Annotated in this window: 21 protein-coding genes and 1 pseudogene; 11 read left to right on the top strand and 11 right to left on the bottom strand. The window is 59.9% G+C overall.

Annotated features, from left to right (window positions below; translation table 11 throughout):
* Nucleotides 1–16: 16 nt before the first annotated feature.
* From JBE38_RS08115 to JBE38_RS08105, 3 genes are read left to right on the top strand one after another with little or no spacing between them, the layout of a single operon-like run.
* Entirely contained in the window at nt 17–1825 is a 1809-nt protein-coding gene (locus tag JBE38_RS08115) for a sensor histidine kinase (protein ID WP_104995242.1), read from the top strand.
* Complete coding sequence (locus tag JBE38_RS08110; protein ID WP_090367471.1) at nt 1822–3198, top strand: sigma-54-dependent transcriptional regulator; 1377 nt, start codon at nt 1822–1824, stop codon at nt 3196–3198. The genes JBE38_RS08115 and JBE38_RS08110 overlap by 4 nt, the downstream gene beginning before the upstream one ends.
* A 23-nt stretch (nt 3199–3221) precedes the next feature.
* Nucleotides 3222–3677: a YiiD C-terminal domain-containing protein gene (locus JBE38_RS08105; protein WP_126870850.1), complete on the top strand. Its 456-nt coding sequence runs from the start codon at nt 3222–3224 to the stop codon at nt 3675–3677.
* 128 nt (nt 3678–3805) lie between these two features.
* Here JBE38_RS08105 and cysQ read toward each other — a convergent pair whose 3' ends face one another.
* Entirely contained in the window at nt 3806–4642 is an 837-nt protein-coding gene (gene cysQ, locus JBE38_RS08100; protein ID WP_060754650.1) for a 3'(2'),5'-bisphosphate nucleotidase CysQ, read from the bottom strand.
* The gene (nudE, locus tag JBE38_RS08095; RefSeq protein ID WP_060754651.1) at nt 4639–5205 is read right to left on the bottom strand and encodes an ADP compounds hydrolase NudE; all 567 of its coding nucleotides are present in this window, start codon (nt 5203–5205) and stop codon (nt 4639–4641) included. The genes cysQ and nudE overlap by 4 nt, the downstream gene beginning before the upstream one ends.
* A gap of 87 nt (nt 5206–5292) precedes the next feature.
* On the opposite strand from nudE, the gene yrfG reads away from it, so the two are divergent.
* Nucleotides 5293–5955, top strand: a complete 663-nt coding sequence (gene yrfG, locus JBE38_RS08090; RefSeq protein WP_205344096.1) for a GMP/IMP nucleotidase — start codon at nt 5293–5295, stop codon at nt 5953–5955.
* 46 nt (nt 5956–6001) lie between these two features.
* Here the strand turns inward: yrfG and lysM are convergent, their stop codons facing one another.
* Nucleotides 6002–6442, bottom strand: coding sequence for a peptidoglycan-binding protein LysM (gene lysM, locus JBE38_RS08085; protein ID WP_060754653.1), 441 nt, complete (start codon nt 6440–6442; stop codon nt 6002–6004).
* A 230-nt stretch (nt 6443–6672) separates the two neighbouring features.
* Between lysM and JBE38_RS08080 the strand changes: the two genes are divergently transcribed.
* Nucleotides 6673–9021, top strand: coding sequence for an FdhF/YdeP family oxidoreductase (locus tag JBE38_RS08080; RefSeq protein ID WP_205344095.1), 2349 nt, complete (start codon nt 6673–6675; stop codon nt 9019–9021).
* Between the two features lie 200 nt (nt 9022–9221).
* A complete protein-coding gene (locus JBE38_RS08075; RefSeq protein ID WP_060754655.1) occupies nt 9222–9704 on the top strand; it encodes a glycine zipper domain-containing protein in 483 nt (160 codons plus the stop codon).
* Between the two features lie 40 nt (nt 9705–9744).
* On the opposite strand, the gene JBE38_RS08070 is transcribed toward JBE38_RS08075, so the two are convergent.
* The 3 genes from JBE38_RS08070 to JBE38_RS08060 all read right to left on the bottom strand — a co-directional run bounded on the left by JBE38_RS08070 (nt 9745) and on the right by JBE38_RS08060 (nt 13537).
* On the bottom strand, nt 9745–10176 hold the full coding sequence (locus JBE38_RS08070) for an acyl-CoA thioesterase (RefSeq protein WP_104995237.1): 432 nt from the start codon (nt 10174–10176) through the stop codon (nt 9745–9747).
* Nucleotides 10177–10198: 22 nt separating this feature from the next.
* Nucleotides 10199–12136, bottom strand: coding sequence for a RecQ family ATP-dependent DNA helicase (locus JBE38_RS08065; protein WP_205344094.1), 1938 nt, complete (start codon nt 12134–12136; stop codon nt 10199–10201).
* A gap of 225 nt (nt 12137–12361) precedes the next feature.
* The gene (locus JBE38_RS08060) at nt 12362–13537 is read right to left on the bottom strand and encodes a tetratricopeptide repeat protein (RefSeq protein ID WP_060754658.1); all 1176 of its coding nucleotides are present in this window, start codon (nt 13535–13537) and stop codon (nt 12362–12364) included.
* Nucleotides 13538–13711: 174 nt separating this feature from the next.
* Here JBE38_RS08060 and JBE38_RS27645 point away from each other — a divergent pair.
* Nucleotides 13712–13850: pseudogene (locus JBE38_RS27645) on the top strand (YhfG family protein).
* A 326-nt stretch (nt 13851–14176) separates the two neighbouring features.
* Nucleotides 14177–14467, top strand: coding sequence for a hypothetical protein (locus JBE38_RS08055; RefSeq protein WP_060754660.1), 291 nt, complete (start codon nt 14177–14179; stop codon nt 14465–14467).
* Nucleotides 14468–14713: 246 nt separating this feature from the next.
* Here the strand turns inward: JBE38_RS08055 and JBE38_RS08050 are convergent, their stop codons facing one another.
* The 3 genes from JBE38_RS08050 to JBE38_RS08040 all read right to left on the bottom strand — a co-directional run bounded on the left by JBE38_RS08050 (nt 14714) and on the right by JBE38_RS08040 (nt 17852).
* Nucleotides 14714–16255: a phosphoenolpyruvate carboxykinase gene (locus JBE38_RS08050; protein WP_205344093.1), complete on the bottom strand. Its 1542-nt coding sequence runs from the start codon at nt 16253–16255 to the stop codon at nt 14714–14716.
* A gap of 179 nt (nt 16256–16434) precedes the next feature.
* Nucleotides 16435–17337 carry an Hsp33 family molecular chaperone HslO gene (hslO, locus tag JBE38_RS08045; protein ID WP_090367493.1) on the bottom strand — a complete coding sequence of 301 codons (903 nt, stop codon included), beginning with the start codon at nt 17335–17337 and terminating at the stop codon, nt 16435–16437.
* A 107-nt stretch (nt 17338–17444) separates the two neighbouring features.
* The gene (locus JBE38_RS08040) at nt 17445–17852 is read right to left on the bottom strand and encodes an RNA-binding S4 domain-containing protein (RefSeq protein WP_060754663.1); all 408 of its coding nucleotides are present in this window, start codon (nt 17850–17852) and stop codon (nt 17445–17447) included.
* Between the two features lie 116 nt (nt 17853–17968).
* Here JBE38_RS08040 and rimA point away from each other — a divergent pair, with 116 nt between their 5' ends.
* Genes rimA through rimK form a run of 3 tightly spaced genes read left to right on the top strand, consistent with a single transcriptional unit; the run spans nt 17969 to nt 20146 of the window.
* Nucleotides 17969–18748 (top strand): S6 modification regulatory phosphodiesterase RimA, encoded by a 780-nt coding sequence (gene rimA / locus JBE38_RS08035; RefSeq protein ID WP_060754664.1) that lies wholly within the window; start codon nt 17969–17971, stop codon nt 18746–18748.
* 13 nt (nt 18749–18761) lie between these two features.
* Nucleotides 18762–19244 (top strand): retropepsin-like aspartic endopeptidase RimB, encoded by a 483-nt coding sequence (gene rimB, locus JBE38_RS08030; RefSeq protein WP_005783815.1) that lies wholly within the window; start codon nt 18762–18764, stop codon nt 19242–19244.
* On the top strand, nt 19241–20146 hold the full coding sequence (gene rimK, locus JBE38_RS08025; RefSeq protein WP_010214091.1) for a 30S ribosomal protein S6--L-glutamate ligase: 906 nt from the start codon (nt 19241–19243) through the stop codon (nt 20144–20146). Before rimB ends, rimK begins: the two co-directional genes overlap by 4 nt.
* Nucleotides 20147–20242: 96 nt before the next feature.
* Here the strand turns inward: rimK and JBE38_RS08020 are convergent, their stop codons facing one another.
* Both JBE38_RS08020 and ompR read right to left on the bottom strand, forming a co-directional pair.
* Complete coding sequence (locus JBE38_RS08020; protein WP_060754665.1) at nt 20243–21556, bottom strand: ATP-binding protein; 1314 nt, start codon at nt 21554–21556, stop codon at nt 20243–20245.
* A 117-nt stretch (nt 21557–21673) separates the two neighbouring features.
* A complete protein-coding gene (gene ompR, locus JBE38_RS08015; RefSeq protein ID WP_090367501.1) occupies nt 21674–22414 on the bottom strand; it encodes an osmolarity response regulator transcription factor OmpR in 741 nt (246 codons plus the stop codon).
* Between the last annotated feature and the right edge of the window lie 133 nt (nt 22415–22547).

Raw genomic sequence — 22547 nt, 5'->3', positions numbered from 1 at the left:
CAGGCGCATGACTTCCATGACTCCACCCCTTCCACGAAGACCTCGCTGGCGCAGCCTCGCCCTGTTGGCGTTATGCCTGGCCCCGCTGCTGTGGCCGCTGGAACACTTGGCCGAGCGCTATTACGGCAGCGAGTTGGCGGGCCAGAACCGGCAAACCCTCGACCTGTACGTGGCCAACCTGTTGGGCACCCTGCACCGCTACGAAGTCTTGCCGCAGATCCTGGGGGACCTGCCCGCCCTGCGCACGGCCCTGGATGCGCCTCAGGTGAGCACCAACCTGGCCAACGCCAACCAGTTGCTCCAGGACGTCGCCGCCCAGGCCGGGGCGGAAGTGATGTACCTGATGGATACCTCCGGCAAAACCCTGGCGGCTTCCAACTGGGACAAGCAAGACAGTTTCGTCGGCCGTAACTTCTCGTTCCGACCCTATTTCAGCGAGGCCATGGCTGGGCGTCTGGGCCGTTTTTTCGGCCTGGGCACCACTTCGGCCAAGCGCGGCTACTTCTTTGCCGCCGCCGTGCGCGATGGCGAAAAGATCATCGGCGTACTGGTGGTCAAGGTCGACCTGGACCATACCGAAAGCCTGTGGGGCAATACACCGGAACAGCTGTTGGTGACCGACCACAATGGCGTGGTAATCCTGACCTCGCGCCCGCAATGGCGATTTCGCGCCACCCGGCCACTGAGCGCTGCAGAGCGTGAGGCGATTATCGCGATCCAACCCTACCCCACCCGCGACCCACAGCCGCTGGCGCTGAGTGCCACGGCATGGCTGCGTCAATCCACGGCCATCGCCGAAACCGGCTGGAATGTGGAGATCCTCGCGCCACGCTCGCTGATCAATCGCCCGGTGCGCACGGTGGTCGCCGTCGGCGGCGCGACGCTGTTGGTGTTGATGCTGTTGCTGGGCCTGATGATGCAACGTCGGCGGCATTACCTGGAGCGCATTGCCTTCGAAGCCAAGGCGCGCCGCGAGCTGGAAGCGCGCGTGGCCGAGCGTACCAGCGATCTGGAGGGCCTTAACCGGCGTTTGAAACAGGAAGTACTGGAACGCGAGCACGCCCAGCAGGAACTGGTGCGCGCCCAGGATGACCTGGTGCAAGCCGGCAAGCTGTCAGCCCTGGGTACCATGTCGGCGAGCATCAGCCACGAACTGAATCAGCCCCTGGCAGCGATCCGCAGTTATGCAGAAAACGCCGAGATCCTGCTCGACCATGAACGTACCAACGACGCCCGGGGCAACCTCAAGCTGATCAGCGAACTGACCGGGCGCATGGCCTCGATCATCGCGCACCTGCGTGCGTTCGCCCGGCGCGACCGCCATGCACCGGAAAGTGTGGCCCTGCAGCCGGCGCTGGATGATGCACTGGCGTTGCTGGCCAAGCGGCGGCGGTCGATGGAAGTCGAACTGATCCGCGATCTGCCGGAGGCGACCTTATGGGTGCAAGCCGGGGAAACCCGCTTGCGCCAAGTGCTTGGCAACCTGCTGGCCAACGCCCTGGACGCCCTCACCGAAAAAGGCCCGCCGCGAAAACTCTGGTTGAGTGCCCAAACCACCGAACAGGGCGTCAACCTGTACATTCGCGACAACGGCCCCGGGTTTTGCATGGAAGCCCTGGGCCGCGCCAGCGAACCGTTCTACACCACCAAGACCCGCACCCAGGGCTTGGGGTTGGGCCTGGCGATCTGCGAAACCCTGATGCGTGCCTTTGGCGGCGAACTGCTATTTGCCAACCACAAGGAAGGCGGCGCGTTGTTAACCTTGAAATTGCGTGCCGGTTCGCCGGGCGTCAGTCTGCAACCGTCCGAGGACCGCAGTGTATGAGTATCGATAACCAGATTCAGGTGGTGTTGATCGACGACGATCCACACCTGCGTCAGGCCCTGTGCCAGACCCTGGACCTGGCCGGGCTGGCTGTCCTGACGCTGGGTGAAGCGACCGGCCTCACTGCGCGCTTGACGCGGGACTGGCCAGGGGTAGTGGTCAGCGACATCCGCATGCCCGGCATGGACGGCCTGGAGCTGCTCGCCGAACTGCACGGCCAGGACCCGGACCTGCCGGTGCTGTTGATCACCGGCCACGGCGACGTGCCGTTGGCGGTGCAAGCCATGCGTGCCGGGGCCTACGATTTTCTGGAGAAACCCTTCGCCAGCGACGCCCTGCTCGATAGCGTGCGCCGCGCCCTGGCGCTGCGCCGCCTGGTGCTGGACAACCGCAGCCTGCGCCTGGCCCTCAGCGACCGCCAGCAACTGAGCACACGCCTGGTGGGGCACTCGCCACAAATGCTGCGCCTGCGCGAGCAGATCGGTGCCCTGGCGGCGACCAAGGCCGACGTGCTGATCCTCGGTGAAACCGGCGCCGGCAAGGAAGTCGTGGCGCGTGCGCTGCATGACTTGTCGAGCCGGCGCAGCGGGCCGTTCGTCGCGATCAACGCCGGCGCCCTGGCCGAATCGGTGGTGGAAAGCGAACTGTTCGGCCATGAGCCCGGTGCCTTTACCGGCGCGCAGAAGCGCCGTATCGGCAAGTTCGAATTCGCCAACGGCGGCACACTATTTCTCGATGAAATCGAAAGCATGAGCCTGGATGTCCAGGTCAAGCTGCTGCGCCTGCTGCAGGAACGCGTGGTCGAGCGTCTGGGCGGCAACCAACTGATCCCGCTCGATATCCGCATCATTGCCGCCACCAAGGAAGATCTGCGCCAGGCCGCCGACCAAGGGCGCTTCCGTGCCGACCTGTATTACCGGCTAAACGTCGCTCCGTTGCGCATCCCGCCGCTGCGTGAGCGAGGGGAAGATGCGTTGATGCTGTTCCAACACTTCGCGGACGAAGCCGGCAGCCGCCACGGCCTGCCATTGCAGGAGTTGCAACCGGGCCAGCGTGCGCTGCTGTTGCGCCACAGCTGGCCAGGCAATGTGCGCGAACTGCAGAATGCAGCCGAGCGCTTCGCCTTGGGCCTGGAACTGGCTTTGGACAACACTCAGGACAGCCCTTCCACGGCCGTGCTCACCTCCACACCGGGCGGCTTGAGCGAACAAGTCGAACAGTTCGAAAAAAGCCTGATCGCCGCCGAACTGACGCGCCCCCACAGCTCCGTGCGCAGCCTCGCCGAGGCACTCGGCATTCCGCGCAAAACCCTGCACGACAAATTGCGCAAGCATGGCTTGATCTTCGCCAACCAGAGTACCGACGAAGAATGATCCACACACACCAAGAGGCCCACATGAACCGCGACAGCCGTTACCTGGAATCCGTGCTGCACCATGACATCCCCCTCACCCGGGAAATGGGTCTCAAGGTACTCGACTGGCAACAGGGCCAATTGGCGCTGCATCTGCCGTTGCAGGCCAACATCAACCACAAGAGCACCATGTTTGGCGGCAGTCTCTACTGCGGCGCGGTATTGGCCGGCTGGGGTTGGCTGCACTTGAAGCTGCGTGAAGAAGGGGTTGAGGATGGGCACATCGTCATCCAGGAAGGACAGATCAGTTATCCGCTGCCGGTCACACGGGACGCCACCGTAGTGTGCCCTGCCCCCGAAGAAAAGGTGTGGAAGCGCTTCGTGGCGACGTACAAGCGCTATGGCCGTGCACGCCTGATGCTTGAAACGTGGATTGTGAACGAGGGCAGTGCAGACCACGCTGTGGCCTTCACTGGGCAGTACGTCCTGCACCGCTAGATGCTACGACGCAAAACTGAATGTGGGAGGGGGCTTGCTCCCGATAGTGCTGTCTCAGTAAACGAATATGTCGACTGACCCAACGCTATCGGGAGCAAGCCCCCTCCCACATTTTGACGTGTGAGATCTTAACGGCGGGCCAGGGCCAGCAATCGCTCACGCCAGGCTGCCTTGGCCGGCAGAGCCAGGAAGAACGGATTCAATAATGATTCCCGGGCCGGGTAACTGAACGGCTCGCCACTCAACTCCAACACTTCACCGCCTGCGCCTTCGAGCACACCTTGAGCAGCGGCGGTGTCCCATTGCGACGTCGGCGCCAGCCGCGGGTAGCAATCGGCACTGCCCTCGGCCAACAGGCAAAACTTCAACGAACTGCCGATATTGGCCAGCTTCAGCTCGCCCAACCCGGCGCTCAAACCGTCCAGCAGGCGCTCCTGCTCAGGGCTGGTATGGCGACGACTTGCAACCACCGTAAAGGGTTCGCCGACTGCCGGTGCCTCGCGCACCTGAATCTGCCTGGGCGCTTCGTTTACATCGGAACGCCAGGCGCCCAGGCCCGCGCCACCGAAATAACAGCGACCACTGGTCGGCATGGAGACCACGCCGAACACCACGCGGCCCTGCTCAACCAGCGCGATGTTGACGGTGAACTCTTCACTGCCGCCGATAAATTCCTTGGTGCCATCCAACGGGTCCACCAGCCACCACCGCTGCCAGCCGGCACGTACGCTCTGGTCTATATTCGCGTCCTCTTCGGACAGCACGGGAATACTCGGGTCCAGCGCGGTCAAGCCGGCCAGAATCAGATGGTGAGCGGCCAGGTCCGCCGCCGTCACGGGGGAGTCGTCAGCCTTGGAGGTGACGGCAACATCGGCCCGCCAGTAAGGCAGGATGACCTCACCGGCCTGGCGGGCCAGCTCGATCACAGGAGCGATAAACGGATGGCCCAGAAACAGTTCGCTCATACGATAAACGCTCCACGCTGGGTCAACAGGTCTCGCACCAGATACAACGCGGCCAGGGCGCGGCCTTCGCTGAACTGCTCGTTCTGTGCCAACTGCGACAGCTCGCGCAGGTTGACCCGGTCCACCCGCATCGGCTCTGGCTCATCGCCTTCCAGGCGCTCTTCGTAGAGATCGGTGGCCAATACCACCTGGATTTTCTGGCTCATGTAACCAGGCGACAGCGAGAGTTCGGTAAGGTGTTCCAGTTGACGCGCGCCATAGCCGGCTTCCTCCTTGAGTTCGCGGTTTGCCGCCGCCAGCACGTCTTCACCGGGCTCGATCAATCCCTTGGGAAGGGACAACTCATATTCATCGGTACCGCCGCAGTACTCTTCCACCAGCAACGCATGATCGGCATCAATCATCGCCACAATCATCACCGCCCCATAACCGGTACCGCGCCCCACCAGGCGTTCGTAGGTGCGCTCAACGCCATTGGAAAAGCGCAATTGCACTTCCTCCACGCGGAACAAACGGCTACTGGCGACTATTTCTCGGGCGAGAACGGTGGGTTTCTGGCGCATAAGCGGCTCCTTGGCGTGATCGGGTTACTATACCGTGGCTTTTCCGATTGTCTGTGTCGGATATCTTTACTTACATGAGACCACCCCATGCCCTCTTTGCCCTGGCACGCCATCGACACCGTCTTGCTGGACATGGACGGCACCTTGCTCGACCTGCATTACGACAACCACTTCTGGATGGAGCACCTGCCCCAGCGCTATGCCGAGCTGCATGGGGTGAGCCGCGCCATGGCCGAGATGGAGCTGCAGCCTCTGTTCGAGCGTAACGCCGGACAGTTGCAATGGTATTGCCTGGATTTCTGGAGCACGGAGCTGAACATTCCGGTGCGTGAGCTCAAGCTGGAAACCGCCCACCTGATCGCCTTGCGCCCGGATGCGGACACTTTTCTGGCGGCGATCAAACAGGCCGGCAAGCGCGTGATCCTGATCACCAATGCTCATCGTGATTCGTTGTCATTGAAGTTGGAACGCATTGAACTGGCGCCGTATTTCGAGCGTTTGATCAGTTCCCACGACTATGGCTTCGCCAAGGAAAACCCGCAGTTCTGGCACGCCCTGCACGCCGACATCGGCTTCGACCCGGCACGCAGCCTGTTTATCGACGATACCTTGCCGATCCTGCGCAGCGCCCGGGATTTCGGCGTGAGCCATTTGCTGGCAGTGAGGGAACCGGACAGCCGAAGAGGCCCCAAGGACACCGCAGAGTTTGCCGCCGTCGGAGACTACCGTGATCTGATTGCCGGCCTTTAACGCAATGAGGGAGGGGGTTGCCCCCTCCCTCATCAGGCCCAGCCTGTTACTCAGGAATACGCAGCGTCTGCCCTGGGTAGATCTTGTCAGGATGTGACAACAATGGCTTGTTGGCCTCAAAGATCTTGTTGTACAGGTTGGCATTACCGTACACCGCCAGCGAGATCGCGCTGAGGGTGTCACCTTTTTTCACTACGACGAAACGGGCAGCCGCAACAGCTGGCCCGGATACAGTGATTTGATCATCCACACTGGCTACGCCGGCAATATTGCCTGCCGCCAGGATGATTTTTTCTTTCTCTTCCTGGCTGGCCACTTCACCGGTAATCGTGACCTTGTCACCGTCAACGGTGGCATGCACGTTCGGATTACCCAGCCCGACATCCTGGATATGCTTTTTCAGCTCGTCACTGGCGCTGGCATTACCGGGCGTCAGCAGATTGATCAGCTTTTCGCCTGCTTCCTTAACAAAACTGAGGATACTCATAGTGCGCTCTCCTTGGGATTTGGTTTCCAGATGCCCAAGACTAGACCAGTCCTACAGACTTGGGTTCCACGCCGACCAAAGACCCGTGATCGACGCCATCTATCAATAGATCAATACTGGCAATTAGACGCGACCCTTTGTCGCGCCTAGTCTAAGCCTAGATCAATCCGCTGGTAGCACTGCCGCAGAGTAGTACGCGCGGGTTTACAGCCCTGCGATGGAGACCCGCCATGAGCAATCATCACCAAGCCGACCAAACCCCTACCCCGCGCTACAAGCCCTATAAAGGCCCGGCCGGTGGCTGGGGCGCACTGATCAGCGTGGCGCAAGCCTGGCTGACCAGCGACAACGCGCTGAAAAACCTGCGCATGATGCTCAAGACCAACCAGAACGGCGGCTTTGACTGCCCAGGCTGCGCCTGGGGCGATTCGCCGGAAAGCGGCATGGTCAAGTTCTGCGAGAACGGCGCCAAGGCGGTTAACTGGGAAGCCACCAAACGCCGTGTCGACGCGGCTTTCTTTGCCAAGCACAGTGTCAGCGCGTTGCTGGAACAGAGTGACTATTGGCTGGAATATCAAGGCCGCCTGACCGAGCCGATGCGCTATGACGCCGAGACGGACCGCTACAAGCCCATCAGTTGGGAAGCCGCCTTCGAGCTGATCGGCAAACACCTCAACGCACTGCCCAGCCCGGACATGGCCGAGTTCTACACCTCGGGCCGGGCCAGCAACGAAGCGGCCTACCTGTATCAGCTGTTCGTGCGCGCCTACGGCACCAACAACTTCCCGGATTGTTCGAACATGTGTCACGAGGCCAGCGGCGTAGCTTTGGCCCAGAGCGTCGGCGTGGGCAAAGGCACCGTGACCTTCGATGACTTCGAACATGCCGACGCGATTTTCGTCTGGGGCCAGAACCCCGGCACCAACCACCCGCGCATGCTCGAACCGCTGCGTGAAGCCGTCAAGCGTGGCGCTCAGGTGGTGTGCATCAACCCGCTCAAGGAGCGCGGCCTGGAGCGCTTCCAGCATCCGCAACATCCGCTGGAAATGCTGACCAACGGCGATAAGCCGACCAACACCGCCTATTTCCGCCCCGCACTGGGCGGCGACATGGCCATCCTTCGCGGCATGGCCAAGTTCCTGCTGCTGTGGGAGCGCCAGGCCCAGGCTGAAGGTAAGGAAGCCGTGTTCGATCACGATTTCCTCAACGCCCACACCGCCAACGTGCTCGATTACCTGGGCCAGATCGACGACACCTCCTGGGATGAAATCGTCAAGCAGTCCGGCCTGACTCTGGTGGAAATCGAGCAAGCGGCGCGAATGTACGCCACAGGCAAGAACGTGATCATGTGCTGGGCGATGGGCATCACCCAACACCGCCACTCGGTACCCACCATCCAGGAAATTGCCAACCTGATGCTGCTGCGCGGCAACATCGGTCGTCCAGGCGCCGGCCTGTGCCCGGTGCGTGGCCACAGTAACGTGCAGGGTGACCGCACCATGGGCATCAACGAACGCCCGCCGGTGGCCTTCCTTGATGCGCTGGAGCGCCGCTTCCAGTTCCAGGTGCCACGCACCAACGGTCACAATGTGGTCGAAGCGATCCACGCCATGCTCGAAGGCCGTTCCAAAGTGTTTATCGGCCTGGGCGGCAACTTCGCACAAGCCACGCCAGACAGCCTGCGTACCTTCCAGGCCCTGCGCAACTGCGACCTGACGGTGCAGATCAGCACCAAGCTCAACCGCAGCCACCTGATGCACGGTAAGGATGCGCTGATCCTGCCATGCCTGGGCCGTACCGATATCGACATCCAGGCCAACGGCCCGCAAGCGGTCACCGTGGAAGACTCGTTCAGCATGGTTCACGGCTCCAATGGCCAGCTGCAACCGTTGTCGAAGTTGATGAAATCCGAACCTGCGATCCTGGCCGGTATCGCCGCCGCTACCCTGGGCAGCAAGCCGGTGGATTGGAACTGGCTGGTGGCAGACTACGGACGCATTCGCGACCTGATCGCCGACACCATCCCGGGCTTCAAGGACTTCAACGAAAACATCAAGCATCCGGGCGGTTTCTACCTGGGCAACGCTGCCGGCGCGCGTCGCTGGAACACCTCTTCGGGGCGCGCCAATTTCCGTCCGAATATCCTGCCTGAAGACCTGATTCACGAGCGCACCCATGCGACCGGCCGCGTGCCGGACCTGATCATGCAGTCAATGCGTTCCCATGATCAGTACAACACCACTATTTACGGCCTGGATGACCGCTACCGTGGGGTGAAAGGCCAGCGTGACGTGCTCTTTGTCAACGAAGCCGACATCATCCGCCTAGGCTTCAAGCCAGGGCAGAAGGCCGACATCGTGTCGCTGTGGGAAGACGGGCGTGAGCGCCGTGTGAAGGGCTTCACCTTGCTGGCATTTGATATTCCGGCAGGGCAGGCAGCCGCTTACTACCCGGAAGTGAACCCGCTGGTGCCACTGGAAAGCACCGGGGATGGCAGCCATACACCGACATCGAAGTTCGTGGCTATTTGCCTGGAGGCGGCGAGTGACGACGGCCTGATCATGGCGCGCTCGGCGTAAATTCCAGGCACAAAAAAGGCCGCTTTTGCATAAAAGCGGCCTTTCCCAAGTAGCTAAAGACTCACAAAAAAGACTTAAGTTCCCCAGTAAAAACAGTAAGTTATAGAATTGTGTACAACTCGTGCTACTGGTCGGATTTCTATTGTCACAGTATCGATACAGCCCCAAGATCGCGCCGTCATCCTCTTGAGGTCTCCCTAATGAAGTTCTCCTCGATTCTCTTGTTGTCCCTTGGCCTGGTCAGTGGCGCAGCCATGGCCGGTGGCACCGCCGAAGCAGGCGTGGGCGGCGCATTGGGCGGGGTTCTAGGTTCGGTTGTTGGCCAGCAGCTAGGTGGCAACACCGGTTCGACCATCGGTGCGGCATTGGGCGGCGCGGGTGGCAGTGCGGTCGGCGCCGACAAACGCAGCCGTGGCGAAGCCGCCATTGGCGGCGCACTGGGCGCAGCAGGCGGCAACGTGGTTGGCCGCAGTGTCGGCGGCAGCACCGGTAGCCTGATCGGCGCAGCAGCCGGTGGCGGCGCAGGTGGCGCACTGGGCAACTACATGGGCAACAAGAGCGATGACGAAGACCGCCATTACCGTGGGCGTGACAACCGTCGCTACGACCGTGATGACCATCGCGGGCGCGGTCACGCTTATGGGCATCGCAAGAACAAGCATCACCACCGTTATGATGATTGATAAGGCCTGAAGCCTTCGTCCTGGGTGTAGGCGTGCGCGCCTACACCACCAAACGCTGCAACGCCTCGCGCAACATCGCCGGAATAGTGACCGGCTGGTTCGACCCTCGATCCACGAACACATGTACAAAACGCCCCGCCGCGCAGGCGTCCTCCTCGCCCGCCTTGAACACCGCCAATTCATACTGCACTGAGCTATTGCCCAACTTGCCCACCCGCAAGCCGACGTCAATGCGTTCGGGAAAGGCAACCGACGCGAAATAGTCGCACGCAGAACTCACCACAAATCCCACCACTTCACCGTCATGAATATCCAACCCTCCCTGTTCGATCAGGTAGGTATTCACCGTGGTGTCGAAGAAGCTGTAGTAGGTGACGTTGTTCACATGGCCGTACACATCGTTGTCGTGCCAACGCGTGATAATCGGTTGCAAGTGGGGGTAGTCGGCACGTGTTGGCACTGAATCAGGCATGGGCGGGTCTCGTGAAGTGAATTTACAGGTGCTTCAGATGGGCTTCGGCCCATTCGCGCACTTCGGCGTAAGGGTAATCCTCCAGCGCAGCAAACCCCGGGATACCCCGCGCCTTCAATGAATTGAACAAGGGCACGCTGATACCACCGAGAAACCGCGTCAACCGCTCGGAGCCGGGCAATTGGCCCGTCAATGCATGATGCCTGTGGATAAAATCCCCGCACAGCTCCATGAAATTTTTATCCACAAGGGGCGGTAAGCTTGGCGGTGGCGGAAGGTGCGCCACACGGCCGTGGCATACCGAACAGTGCCCGCAACGTTGAGGTGCGTTTTCGTCGCCAAAATATTCGGCCAGGCGCTGCCCCAGGCAGCGTTCGGTGGCGAACAGATCCAGCATGGCGTGAATCCGCGCCACCTCGGTAACCTCGTGCTGCTTGAAGCCTGTGTATAACTCGGCGCTCAAGGCCTGTGGATCAAAGTCGGTATCGAGCAGGCTGTAGACCTCGGTCATCTGCTTGCTTTCGAGTTCGATCAAGCCTTGCTCCTGAAAGTAATCCAGGGCTTTCACCACTCGATTGCGTTCGGCGTTGTGCTGCTGATACAGCGCGTCAAAATCCACCGTCGCCCAGGTTCGCGCACGCTTGCACACCTCGATGATCGCTGCGACGAACTGTTGTCGCTCCCCCGAAAACCTTGCCAGCAACGCCTCAGGTTCGACCAGGTATTTGAAACGGTATTCAGCATAGAACGCGTAGCGCGGCGCAATCACGCCCTTGAGTTCCAACTGCACCAGCAACGTCTTGAGCGGCAACTCGCGGATATTGCTGTGCTCAGACAATGACCTCAGCAAAAACTCCCATTGCCCCTCTGGCCGCGCCGCCTGCAATGCCTCCAGCACACGCAGAATGCCCTCTTGCTCGGGTGTATCACCGTAGACGAAATTTTCCAGCACGTTGAGGCTGTCGCGGTTAGCCAGTACCAGGCAGTCGGAGGCTTGAGCGTCGCGCCCGGCACGGCCGATTTCCTGACTGTAGTTCTCAATGGACTTGGGCAAGTCGAAGTGCACCACATTGCGGATATCACTTTTGTCGATGCCCATGCCAAACGCGATGGTGGCGACGATGCAATTGGAGCGTCCACCCATGAAGCGTTGCTGGATGCCCTCACGTTTATCGTGGGGCAAACCGGCATGGTAGGCCTCAGCCTGGATGCCATTGCGATTCAGGTGCTCGGCAATCTGCTCGGCGGTCTTCTGCAGGGTGACATAGACGATGCTCGGCTGGTTGGCGCGCTCGCTCATCCACTCGACCAAACGCCGACGCTTGTCGGGGCCGCTTACCGGCTCCACCAGCAAATTGAGGTTGGGCCGGTAGAAACCAGTGGTCACCACATCCTGCGGTGCAATGCTGAACTTGGCCTGCATGTCGGCAATCACCTTAGGCGTGGCCGTGGCCGTCAGCAGCAGCGCCTGTGGGATATTGAACTGCCGTTGGTAGTCTGGAAGCTTCAAATAGTCCGGGCGGAAGTTATGGCCCCACTCCGAAATACAGTGCGCCTCGTCCACCACCAGCAGAGAGATCTGCACGCTTTGCAGGAAATTACGAAAACGCTCGTTCTTCAAGCGCTCCACGGAAATCATCAGGATTTTCAGCTCGCCCGAGCGAGCACGGGCCATTACCTCATTGGCCTCATCGCGGCTCTGGGCCGAGTCGATACTGCCGGCTGAAATCCCGTGACGCTGCAGAAAGCCCAATTGGTCCTGCATCAACGCCAACAACGGCGACACCACCAACGTCAGATGCGGAAGCAGCACGGCCGATAGCTGGTAACACAAGGACTTGCCCGACCCTGTAGGGAAGATCGCGGCTGCCGAACGGCCGGCCAGCACGGCTCTGACCGTTTGTTCCTGGCCCGGGCGGAACTGTGGATAACCGAAGACCTGTTGGAGGGTGTCGTGCATAGGCTGTCACTCCATTGACTGCTGAGATGGCTGAAAAACATAGCCTGTGAATCTCAGCGAATCGAGAAAGGTCGCAAGTAAAAAGAGACAGGATGATACATGGGGTCAGGGATGGCCCAGGGCCGAAGGGGGAATAATCCGAGGTGCCGGCAGGAAAGATACAGATCCAAATGTGGGAGGGAGCAAACCCCACCCCACATTCTTAGTTCTACAGCAGGGGCTGAATCAGCGGTTCTGTACCCGCTCGATCGCCGTGTCATACACCGGGTTGGCCTTCTGCTCCTTGGCTAACTGGTAGTGACGCAAGGCGTCCGGGAACTGCCCTGCAGCTTCGTAGATGCGCGCAATGTTGTAGTAGGCCCCTGCACGCACGGTTGCAGCGTTCGCACCGGTAGCCAGGGCGATAGCCTTGCGGTTGGCCCAGATCGACTCGGCGGTGTTACCGGCCTTCTGATACGCCAGGCCCAGGTTGCCATAGGCTTTACCGAAGCCGTTATCCAACTCGATGGCTTGACGGAACAGCTCGATGGCCTGGTCCAGATTACCTGCCTGGTAGGCTGCTTCACCCTGCACGTTCAGACGCTTCGCATCGGTTTGTGCGGAAGAGCTGACGGCCACCGCGGTCACTGCAACGCTGTCATCCAGCAACGCTTTGACTTCGTTGAGGACGTTCGGAGCATCGACTTGCACACCACTGAAATTGTTGATGTCCTGGAAATCACCGCTGCCGGTCATGCGGAATACCGTCCACAAGTTACCGCTACGGTTTTTCGGCACGTAGTAGGTGCGTACCAGGGATTGGCCCATGTACACGAACACCTTGGCCTCACTGTTGGACAGCTGGCGAGAGCCTGGATTGCCGCTATTGGTGAAGTCATGTACGGCGTAGACATAACTTTCGCCGTAGTGCTTTTTCTGCAGGGTGATGGTTTCCGGGCCGTAGCTGTCGGTGTCATCCACATCCAGTTCGGCGTCGGTGCCTTTCTGGTTGCCGAAGAAGATATTGTTACCAGGGAAGATCATGTGAGAGTCGAGGTCTTCCGGGGTTTTGCCCCAGGTCAGCACGACCCGCAGGCCGTCGAGGTTTTCCATGACCGGGCTGATGGCGTAGGTCATCCCTGCGCAAGGACACTTCACCACCAGATTCGAGTAGCCGGCTTTTTTGATGATCAGCAGGTTGGACGCATCGTCGGCCGCTTCGCTGGTCAGTGTCACCTGGCCCTGGGCGTTGGTACGGCCCACGACGTTTTGCGCACCATTACGCTGCAACAGCACTTCGGCATCGGCAATCTTCTGGTCCTTGACCACCGCACTGAGCACCTCAATCGGCAATTGCTCGGCTTGAATTGAAAACGCCACCGCACACAATGACATCGCCGAGGCGACACGAAGCAAACCCATGCTTAACTCCCTTTAAGTGGTGGGCGGAATCGCCCTACGAGATTTTGCGGTGAAACATACGCTGAATTCAGACTGCTTGCGTTTTTTTTATACAGAATGTGACGTGGTTTTTATCCCGCCTGCACACTGAAACATTGCGCGACAGTCATGCCTTACCGCCCAGAAGCACAACGCGTGAGCGAACTGACGTTTGAGCAAAAACACGATCATTGCCACAAGGCCCGCCGTCGCAATTACCTGGCCGGCAAACATCGACAATCCTCTGCCGACCCGTGAAGCCGTCCTCGCCAAGTACCGCAACACCCCGTGCTGATGCTCGACGAAATACTCCTGCCTGACCGGAGCATGAACCATTAAACCCTCTGTTTATTGCCCGAGAACCCACTCACTTCTAAGGTTCACTCCGTCGCTGCCAAATCAGCGACCGGGTTTGGTCACCCGAAAAACAGCACACATAAGTGCCATCACTTACTCTTCGAACGTCTATCGTCTCGTATCGCAGTGCTATGGCGGCTGTGTGGGGGACGTCTTCGGACGTGTCGGAGTGCTGTTTCCGGCTGGCCAACCCGCGCACAGTCCGCCACCCACCGTTTGGCCACGGGGATGTCGGTTACCTAACAGCAAACCGAGTACCGTCAAATGCAAATACCTGAAACGATGGACCGCTATCGTCAGCTACGCACTAATTTCACCGATACCCATCCGCTTATCATCGATACGCAAGCCAAGGCGGAAGACATCCAGTCCGCCGCCCATCAACGCATTCGCGCAGCCACGGATCTGCTTGAAACCTTCTCCTGCCTGACCTTCGAACACGCCGACCTCAAAGACATTTCCCACATCACCAATGCCCTGTACCTGCTCGTACAAGACGGCTGCGATCTGCTGGAAGCTGTGCAACACGTTCAACTGCAACCCGCACAACCGTAAATCTAAGCGACACCCCGTGTAGGAGCGAGCTTGCTCGCGAAAATCGTCAACAATGACGCAGTAAACCAGAAGGCGCGCGGCCTCCTTTGGTTTTTCGCGAGCAAGCTCGCTCCTACATTGACCAGTGTTGCCTGTTGAATCACTTCAGGCTCGGCCGGCAAAGGCTATGGCTTACTCCTCACCGCCCCCGCCTTTCGCGCACAAAAAAGCCGCCTGCAAGAGGCGGCTTTCTCACATCAACGAATCTTACAACTTAGGCCCTGCAGCCTTGATCGCATCGCTCACTTCAAACTTCTTGAAGTTCTCGATGAACAGGCCGGCCAGTGCCTTCGCCGCTTCGTCGTATGCAGCTTTGTCGGCCCAGGTGTTACGTGGGTTCAACAGGCCGGTTTCAACGCCCGGTACGGCCAGTGGCACGTCGAGGTTGATGGTGTCGAGGTGCTCGGTTTGCGCACCAATCAACGCGCCGCTCTGGATCGCTGCGATGACGCCGCGAGTGGTCGGGATGTTGAAGCGCTTGCCGACGCCATAACCACCACCGGTCCAGCCGGTGTTGACCAGGTAGACCTTGGAGCCGAAGCCACGGATGCGCTTGATCAGCAGTTCTGCGTATTCACCGGCCGGGCGCGGGAAGAACGGCGCGCCGAAGCAGGTGGAGAAGGTCGACTTGATGCCGCTGCCGGAACCCATTTCGGTCGAGCCCACCAGAGCGGTGTAGCCGGACAGGAAGTGGTAGGCCGCTTGCTCTTCGCTGAGGATGGACACTGGCGGCAGCACGCCGGTCAGGTCGCAGGTCAGGAAGATCACAGCGTTTGGCTCGCCGCCCAGGTTCTTCTCGGAACGCTTGGCCACGTGCTCCAGCGGGTAGGCGGCGCGGCTGTTCTGGGTCAGGCTGACATCGGCATAGTCGGCGTGCTTGGCGTCGTCGATCACGACGTTTTCGAGCACGGCACCGTGCTTGATGGCTTTCCAGATAACCGGCTCGTTCTTCTCGGACAAGTCGATGCACTTGGCATAGCAACCGCCTTCGATGTTAAACACCACGCCTTCGCCCCAACCGTGTTCGTCGTCACCGATCAGGTAACGGCTTTCGTCGGCGGACAGGGTGGTTTTACCGGTGCCCGACAGACCGAAGAACAGGGTCACGTCGCCGGCTTCGCCGATGTTGGCGGCGCAGTGCATCGGCAGTACGTCGGCGGCCGGCAGCAGGAAGTTCTGCACCGAGAACATGGCTTTCTTCATTTCACCGGCGTAACGCATGCCGGCGATCAGCACTTTTTTCTGTGCGAAGTTGAGGATCACGCAACCGTCGGAGTTGGTGCCGTCACGCTCTGGCACGCACTCGAAGTTGGCTACGTTAAGCACCTGCCACTCTTCACGACCGGCCGGGTTGTATTGGGCCGGGTTGATGAACAGGCAACGACCGAACAGGTTCTGCCAGGCAGTCTGGGTGGTCATTTTCACGGGCAGGTAGTGATCTTGCGCAGCACCGACGTGAACGTGGGAAACGAAATGCTCTTGCGCATTGTTGAAGGCTTCGACACGCGCCCACAGGGCGTCGAACTTGTCGGCCGGGAACTTGCGGTTGATCGGGCCCCAGGCGATGGCGTCCTGGGTGGAAGGCTCTTCAACGATGAAACGATCGACTGGCGAACGGCCGGTACGGTGACCGGTTTCTACGACCAGCGCGCCAGTATCGGCAAGCACGCCTTCACCGCGCTGCAGGGCTTCTTTGACCAGATCATCAACACTCAGATCGGTGTATACAGCGTTATTGGCTTGCGTCATGAGGTTCCCCGTCGGCCTGTAGCCGAGTGCTCCAAACGTTTTGTAGTAGAAAGTTGCGCACTACTACCGCGAAAAAAGTGGGCCGGATTATGCCAGAAAAGCCCAAAAAGAGTAGGGCCCTCCCGTCAGAACTGCGCTAATCCGGCGTTTGTCAGGTGATTTACCTGTGCTTAAACGTTTTAGTGGCGGGTGTCGGAAGGGGTGTCGATGCCTGCGCCGGCGAATAACTGGACTACATCAGCGGCATCGAACAGGTAGCGCTGGTTGCAGAACTGGCAGTCGATTTCAATATTGCCACCGTGTTCCACCACCAGATTCTGTGCATCCTCAAGGCCCAGGCTGACCAGGGCATTGGCCGAGCGCTCGCGCGAGCAGCTGCAATGGAAGCGCAGGCTTTGGGCATCGAACAACCGCACAGCTTCTTCGTGATAGAGGCGGTGCAGGATGGTTTCATTGTCCAGCGCCAGCAACTCCTCGGTGGTCAAGGTGCCGGCCAGTGCAGTGAGGTTGCGCCAGCTTTCGGCACGCTCGTCGTCGTCCTTGATACGATCGGCCGGCAGTTGTTGCAGCAACAGGCCACGGGCACGCTTGCCGTCGGCTTTAAGCCAGAAACGCGTACCGACTTGCTGGGACATCACGAAGTAGTTGGTGAAGCAGTCCGACAGGGTTTCACCGTCAAGGTCGACAATCCCCTGATAGCGCTGGCCCTCGGTCGGGTCAACGGTGAGCGCCAACACACCATTGGGCATCAGGTCGGCCAGGCACGCGTCCGCGGCAATCCGGTCAGCGTCGTAGCGGGCCAGGCCACGGATGTCGCGCTCGCTGGAGCACTCGATCATCAGCAGCGGAATCGGCCCTTCGGAACGCGCTTGCAGGATCAGCAAACCGTCGAATTTCATGGTACCCACCAGCAGCGCCGCCGCCGCCATCAGCTCGCCGAGCAGTTGCGCGACCGGCTCCGGATAGGGGTGCTTGGCGAGGACTTCGGCATAGCTGCGCTCCAACGAGACCAGTTCGCCGCGGGCGTCGGTCTCGTCGAAGATAAAGCGTTGGGTGAAGTCGGTATCCGGTAGATCAGTCATAGGTCTGGGTATCTGAGTTGAATAATATTGACGCGAAGATGACGCAGTTTATGAACAATCCGGGTTTGTTCCAAGCCAAGTGAAGCCCCAAGCGATTACCGGCGACTTTATTCGTCACCGCCACTGCCACGGAACTTGAACAGATCGCGGCGTTGCTTCTTGCTCGGTTTCCCATCGGTACTGACCCCCAGAGCCCCCGCCTTGCGCATGGCTGCTGCATGCTCACGCTTGGCGATACTCGCATCAGTCTCGGCATACAGCGTCTGAGCCTCGGGCGCGCCACGCCGTACAATCGACAGTGCCTGAACCACTATGGTCTTTTCATCAAAGCCGGTACGAATCTGGAACTCATCCCCTACGCGCGGTTCCTTGCCCGGTTTGCAGCGCTCGCCCCGGTGATGCACCTTGCCACTCTCGATGGCGGCCTTGGCCAAGGCACGGGTCTTGTAAAAACGTGCGGCCCATAGCCACTTGTCCAAACGGACTTTTTCGTCCTCTTCCTGCTTCTGAGCCACTTGAATTCCTCTCGCTGAAAAATGTCGCAACTTAACCGTTGAACCCCTTCGACGCATAAACCCCAAGGCTCACCTAAGATACGCCAGGTAGCACCCTGTTTTCGCGAGGATACGCCGTGACCGACTTCCCCGTTTCACTCACCTCGCCTGGCCAACGCTGCGTGGGCTGCCAGCAAAGCGAGCCGCTGGGTTTCGACTTCGCTTTCGCCTACCAGCCTATCGTAGACCTTCGCGATCATTCCATTTTCGCCAACGAGGCCCTGGTACGGGGGGTCAATGGCGAAGGGGCGCTATCGGTACTGGCGCAAGTCAACGAGAGCAACCGTTACCGCTTCGACCAGCGTTGCCGCACCCAGGCGATCGCCGGCGCAGCGGCATTGGGGATGCAAACCCACCTGTCCATCAACTTCATGCCCAATGCCGTCTATCGGCCAGAGCTGTGTATCCGCAGCACTCTAGAGGCGGCTCGGGCACATAACTTCCCGCTCGACCAGCTGATTTTCGAGACACTTGAAAACGAGCATGTAGATAACTATCGCCATTTGACGAATATTCTGCGTGAATATCGCGAATTCGGTTTCAAGACCGCCATCGACGATTTCGGCGCGGGCTATTCGGGGCTGAATCTGCTGGCCGATTTCCAACCTGACTTGATCAAACTCGACATGGCGCTGATCCGCGATGTCGATCAGGATCGTGTCCGTCAGGTGATCGTCCAGGGGATTGTCACAATTTGTGAGCAGTTGGGCGTTACCGTCATCGCCGAAGGCATTGAAAGTGCCGGCGAGCGCGACTTCCTGTCCGACTGCGGAATATTCCTGATGCAAGGCTTCTGGTTCGCCAAGCCTGCATTCAAAGCCCTGGCCGAGGTTTCCCCTCACGCCTGGGCGAATTGACCGGTTACCTATATTGAAGACATTTGACCATTTGACCGTTGTGGGTCTGCGTGAGTGGGTGGCCCTCCCTGATTTGGGGGTGGCGGGCCTGCGCGCGAAGATCGACACCGGCGCCAGCACCTCAAGCCTGCATGCCACCGATATAGAGCCCTTTGAGCGTGACGGTGAAAAGTGGGTTCGCTTTACCGCGCACCTGGGCAGCGTTGTGCAACTGCGTCACCGCCGTTGCGAAGCGCCCCTGGTGACGATGAAAACCATCAAGAGCTCCAACGGGCATGCGCAGGTGCGATACGTGATCAGCACTACGTTGGCGCTGGGTGACCGGGTATGGCGGGTGGAGTTCACCCTGGCCTGCCGCAAGGCCATGCGTTATCGCCTGTTGCTCGGTTCCAAGGCGTTGATTGACGGCCAGTTGGTGGTCAATCCCGGCGTCAAGTACGTTCAAGACAAGCCGGTGTTCCCGGTCTCAACTATTTCTGCCCCAGGTGCTGCATGAAGATCGCTGTGCTGTCGCGAAACCCGCGTCTGTATTCCACCCGCCGCCTGGTTGAGGCCGGTACCGAACGTGGCCACGAAATGGTGGTGATCGACACGTTGCGGGCCTACATGAACATTGCCAGCCACAAGCCCCAGATCCATTACCGGGGCAAACCGCTGGAGGGTTTTGATGCGGTGATCCCGCGCATCGGTGCCTCGGTCACTTTCTACGGCTGCGCGGTGTTGCGTCAGTTCGAAATGATGGGGGTATTCCCCCTCAATGAATCGGTAGCCATCGCACGCTCGCGGGACAAGCTGCGCTCGCTGCAACTGCTCTCGCGTCGGGGGATCGGCCTGCCGGTTACCGGCTTTGCCCACTCACCGGATGACATCCCTGACCTGATCGACATGGTCAACGGCGCGCCGCTGGTGATCAAGGTGCTGGAAGGCACCCAGGGCATTGGCGTGGTGCTGTGTGAAACGGCAACGGCCGCAGAATCGGTGATCGAGGCGTTCATGGGCCTCAAACAGAACATCATGGTGCAGGAATACATCAAGGAAGCCGGTGGCGCGGATATCCGCTGCTTCGTGGTGGGCGACAAAGTCATTGCGGCGATGAAGCGCCAGGCCAAACCAGGGGAGTTCCGTTCCAACCTGCACCGTGGCGGCAGCGCCAGCCTGATCAAGATCACCCCGGAAGAACGCATGACCGCGCTGCGCGCCGCCAAAGTGATGGGGTTGAGCGTGGCGGGCGTGGATATCCTGCGCTCCAACCATGGCCCCCTGGTGATGGAGGTGAACTCGTCACCGGGCCTGGAAGGCATCGAGACCACCACGGGCAAGGATGTGGCGGGGATCATCATTCAGCATCTGGAGAAGAATGGCGGGCCGAATATGACCCGGACCAAAGGGAAGGGCTAATGAAGCAGCTGCAAGCTACAAGTTACAAGCTGCAAGAGAAAGGCAGGCTGCGTCTTCTTGTGGCTTGTAGCTAATAGCTTGCAGCTGCTCCTATACCTATACCGCATCTCTAGGCAGCATCAAGCCAAGCGGCAGACGCACACGAGCCTCCAGGCCACCTTCCTCACGATTACGCAGCTCAACATTGCCTCCGTGCATCGAGGCAATCCGCCGCACAATCGCCAACCCCAGGCCCGTGCCTTTGCCCCCACGGGCACGATCGCCACGGGTGAAGGGGTTGAAGATACCTTCCAGTTCCGCCGGGTCGATCCCCGTACCTCGGTCCATCACACTCAGCACGACATAGGGTGCGGCGCTGTCGCCGGACACGTAGGCCGCCACTTCCACATCTGAACCGGCATGATGCAAGGCGTTACCGATGAGGTTGTTCAGCAGACGCTTCATCGACACCCGACGCAGCGCAAACGGTTGGATCGGCTCCAGACGCATGCGCACCTGCTCACCGTTCTGGTTATAGGGGGCCACGACTTCACGCACCAGGTCCGTGAGGTCGACCTCTTCAACCACTTCATCGCGGCCATCACGGATAAACGCCAGGAACTGATCGAGAATCGCGTCCATGTCCTCGATGTCGCGGACCATGTCATCCGTCAGATCGTTGTGACTGCCCATCAATTCCAGGGACAACCGCAAGCGCGTCAATGGCGTGCGCAAGTCATGGGATACGCCCGCCAGCATCAGCTCGCGCTCGCGACCCGCCTGCTCGACATCCTCCGCCATCTGGTTGAACGCGCTGTACACCTCAGTCATCTCACTGGGCGTATCACTGACCGGCAGGCGCACGCTACGCCCCTGCCCGAGTTGGCGGGCTGCGAACACTAGACGTTTCAGGGGCTGGTTGAGCTGGCGCACGAAAATCCAGGCGGATGCCGTAGAAAGCAAACCAATGGCCAGGAACCATCCCAACACGTTCCAGATCTTCTGCCCCCGCAGCGGGTGCGGGTACAGCGGTACTTTCAGCCAATCCTGGCCCAGGCTGGGCGCCCTCACCCATAGCGCAGGCGACACATGCATGCGCAGCCGCACCTCGGTGTCGTCCCCCAGCTCGGCCTGCATCTGTCGCTGGTAGATCTCGCTGTAGGGCCAATGCTGTTCGCCCTCCGGCACACCCGCACCCGCCACGCGAACCAGCGTCGCGGCCTTGGCGATCTTCTCGCGGTTCTCCGGGTCGGCAGCCCAATAGGCGCGCAGGGTCAGGGCGACGCCGTGACTGTATTGCCGATCAACCAGCACGTCTTCGTTCATCAGCAGATAAACCAGCGTGAGGGCCTTGGAAAACAGAACGACGATCAGCACCAGCCAGAGCGTGCGGGAAAAGAAACTTTGCGGGAACCACAGCGGGGTTTTCATAGAGGACAGCTAGATACCTTGCAGGAACGAGGGGCGCTCGCAGAATTGCAGACGCCGGGCATCCCGTTGACTCTCATGGAGCCAAACACCGAAATACCCGCCCCTGCAAATCATGGATCAACTGGTTTTATTGCCATCCGGCACGAATACATAACCCACGCCCCACACCGTCTGGATATACCGCGGCTTGGAAGGATCAGGCTCGATCATCCGGCGCAGACGGGAAATCTGCACGTCGATGGAACGCTCCAGGGCATCCCACTCCCGGCCACGGGCCAGGTTCATTAGCTTGTCGCGGGTCAAGGGCTGGCGCGCGTTCATTACCAACGCCTTGAGGACCGCGAATTCACCGGTGGTCAGCATGTGCACTTCATCGCCACGCTTGAGCTCACGGGTGGCCAGCGACAATTCGTAGTCGCCAAAAGTGACGCTTTCGTCTTCGCTGCCTGGCGCGCCAGGTACCGGCGGAGCCTGGCGACGCAATACCGCCTTGACCCGGGCCATCAATTCGTCCGGGTTGAACGGCTTGGCCAGGTAATCATCAGCGCCAAGCTCAAGGCCCTTGATGCGGCTCAGCTCATCGCCCTTGGCGGTCAGCATGATGATTGGAATCTGGTTGTTCGCACCGCGCAGGCGCTTGCACGCGGTCAGGCCGTCTTCGCCGGGCAGCATCAGGTCGAGTACGACCAGGTTGAACACTTCGCGCCCCAACAGGCGATCCATCTGCTCGGTGTTCGGCACCGCGCGGGCACGGTAGCCCTTGGAGTTGAAGAAGCGCTCCAGCAGGCTGCTCAGCCCTGGATCGTCGTCAACGATGAGAATTTTTTCGCCTTCAGCAGTTTGTACAGTGCTGCTCATTGGATGCTCCTCTTATCTCGGCGCGCATTATGGCTTAGGTGCCGTTATACGCACCGTGTGCATTGTTAGCAGATTTTTCCTCTGCCGCCAGCGAACCCGCGTGCGGCGACCAGCGGCGCAGTACCACCCAAGG

Source organism: Pseudomonas sp. ICBG1301, from assembly GCF_016918385.1.
GTDB lineage: Bacteria > Pseudomonadota > Gammaproteobacteria > Pseudomonadales > Pseudomonadaceae > Aquipseudomonas > Aquipseudomonas palleroniana.
Note: the sequence above shows the minus strand (reverse complement) of the source record. Positions and strands in the feature narration are given on the sequence as shown.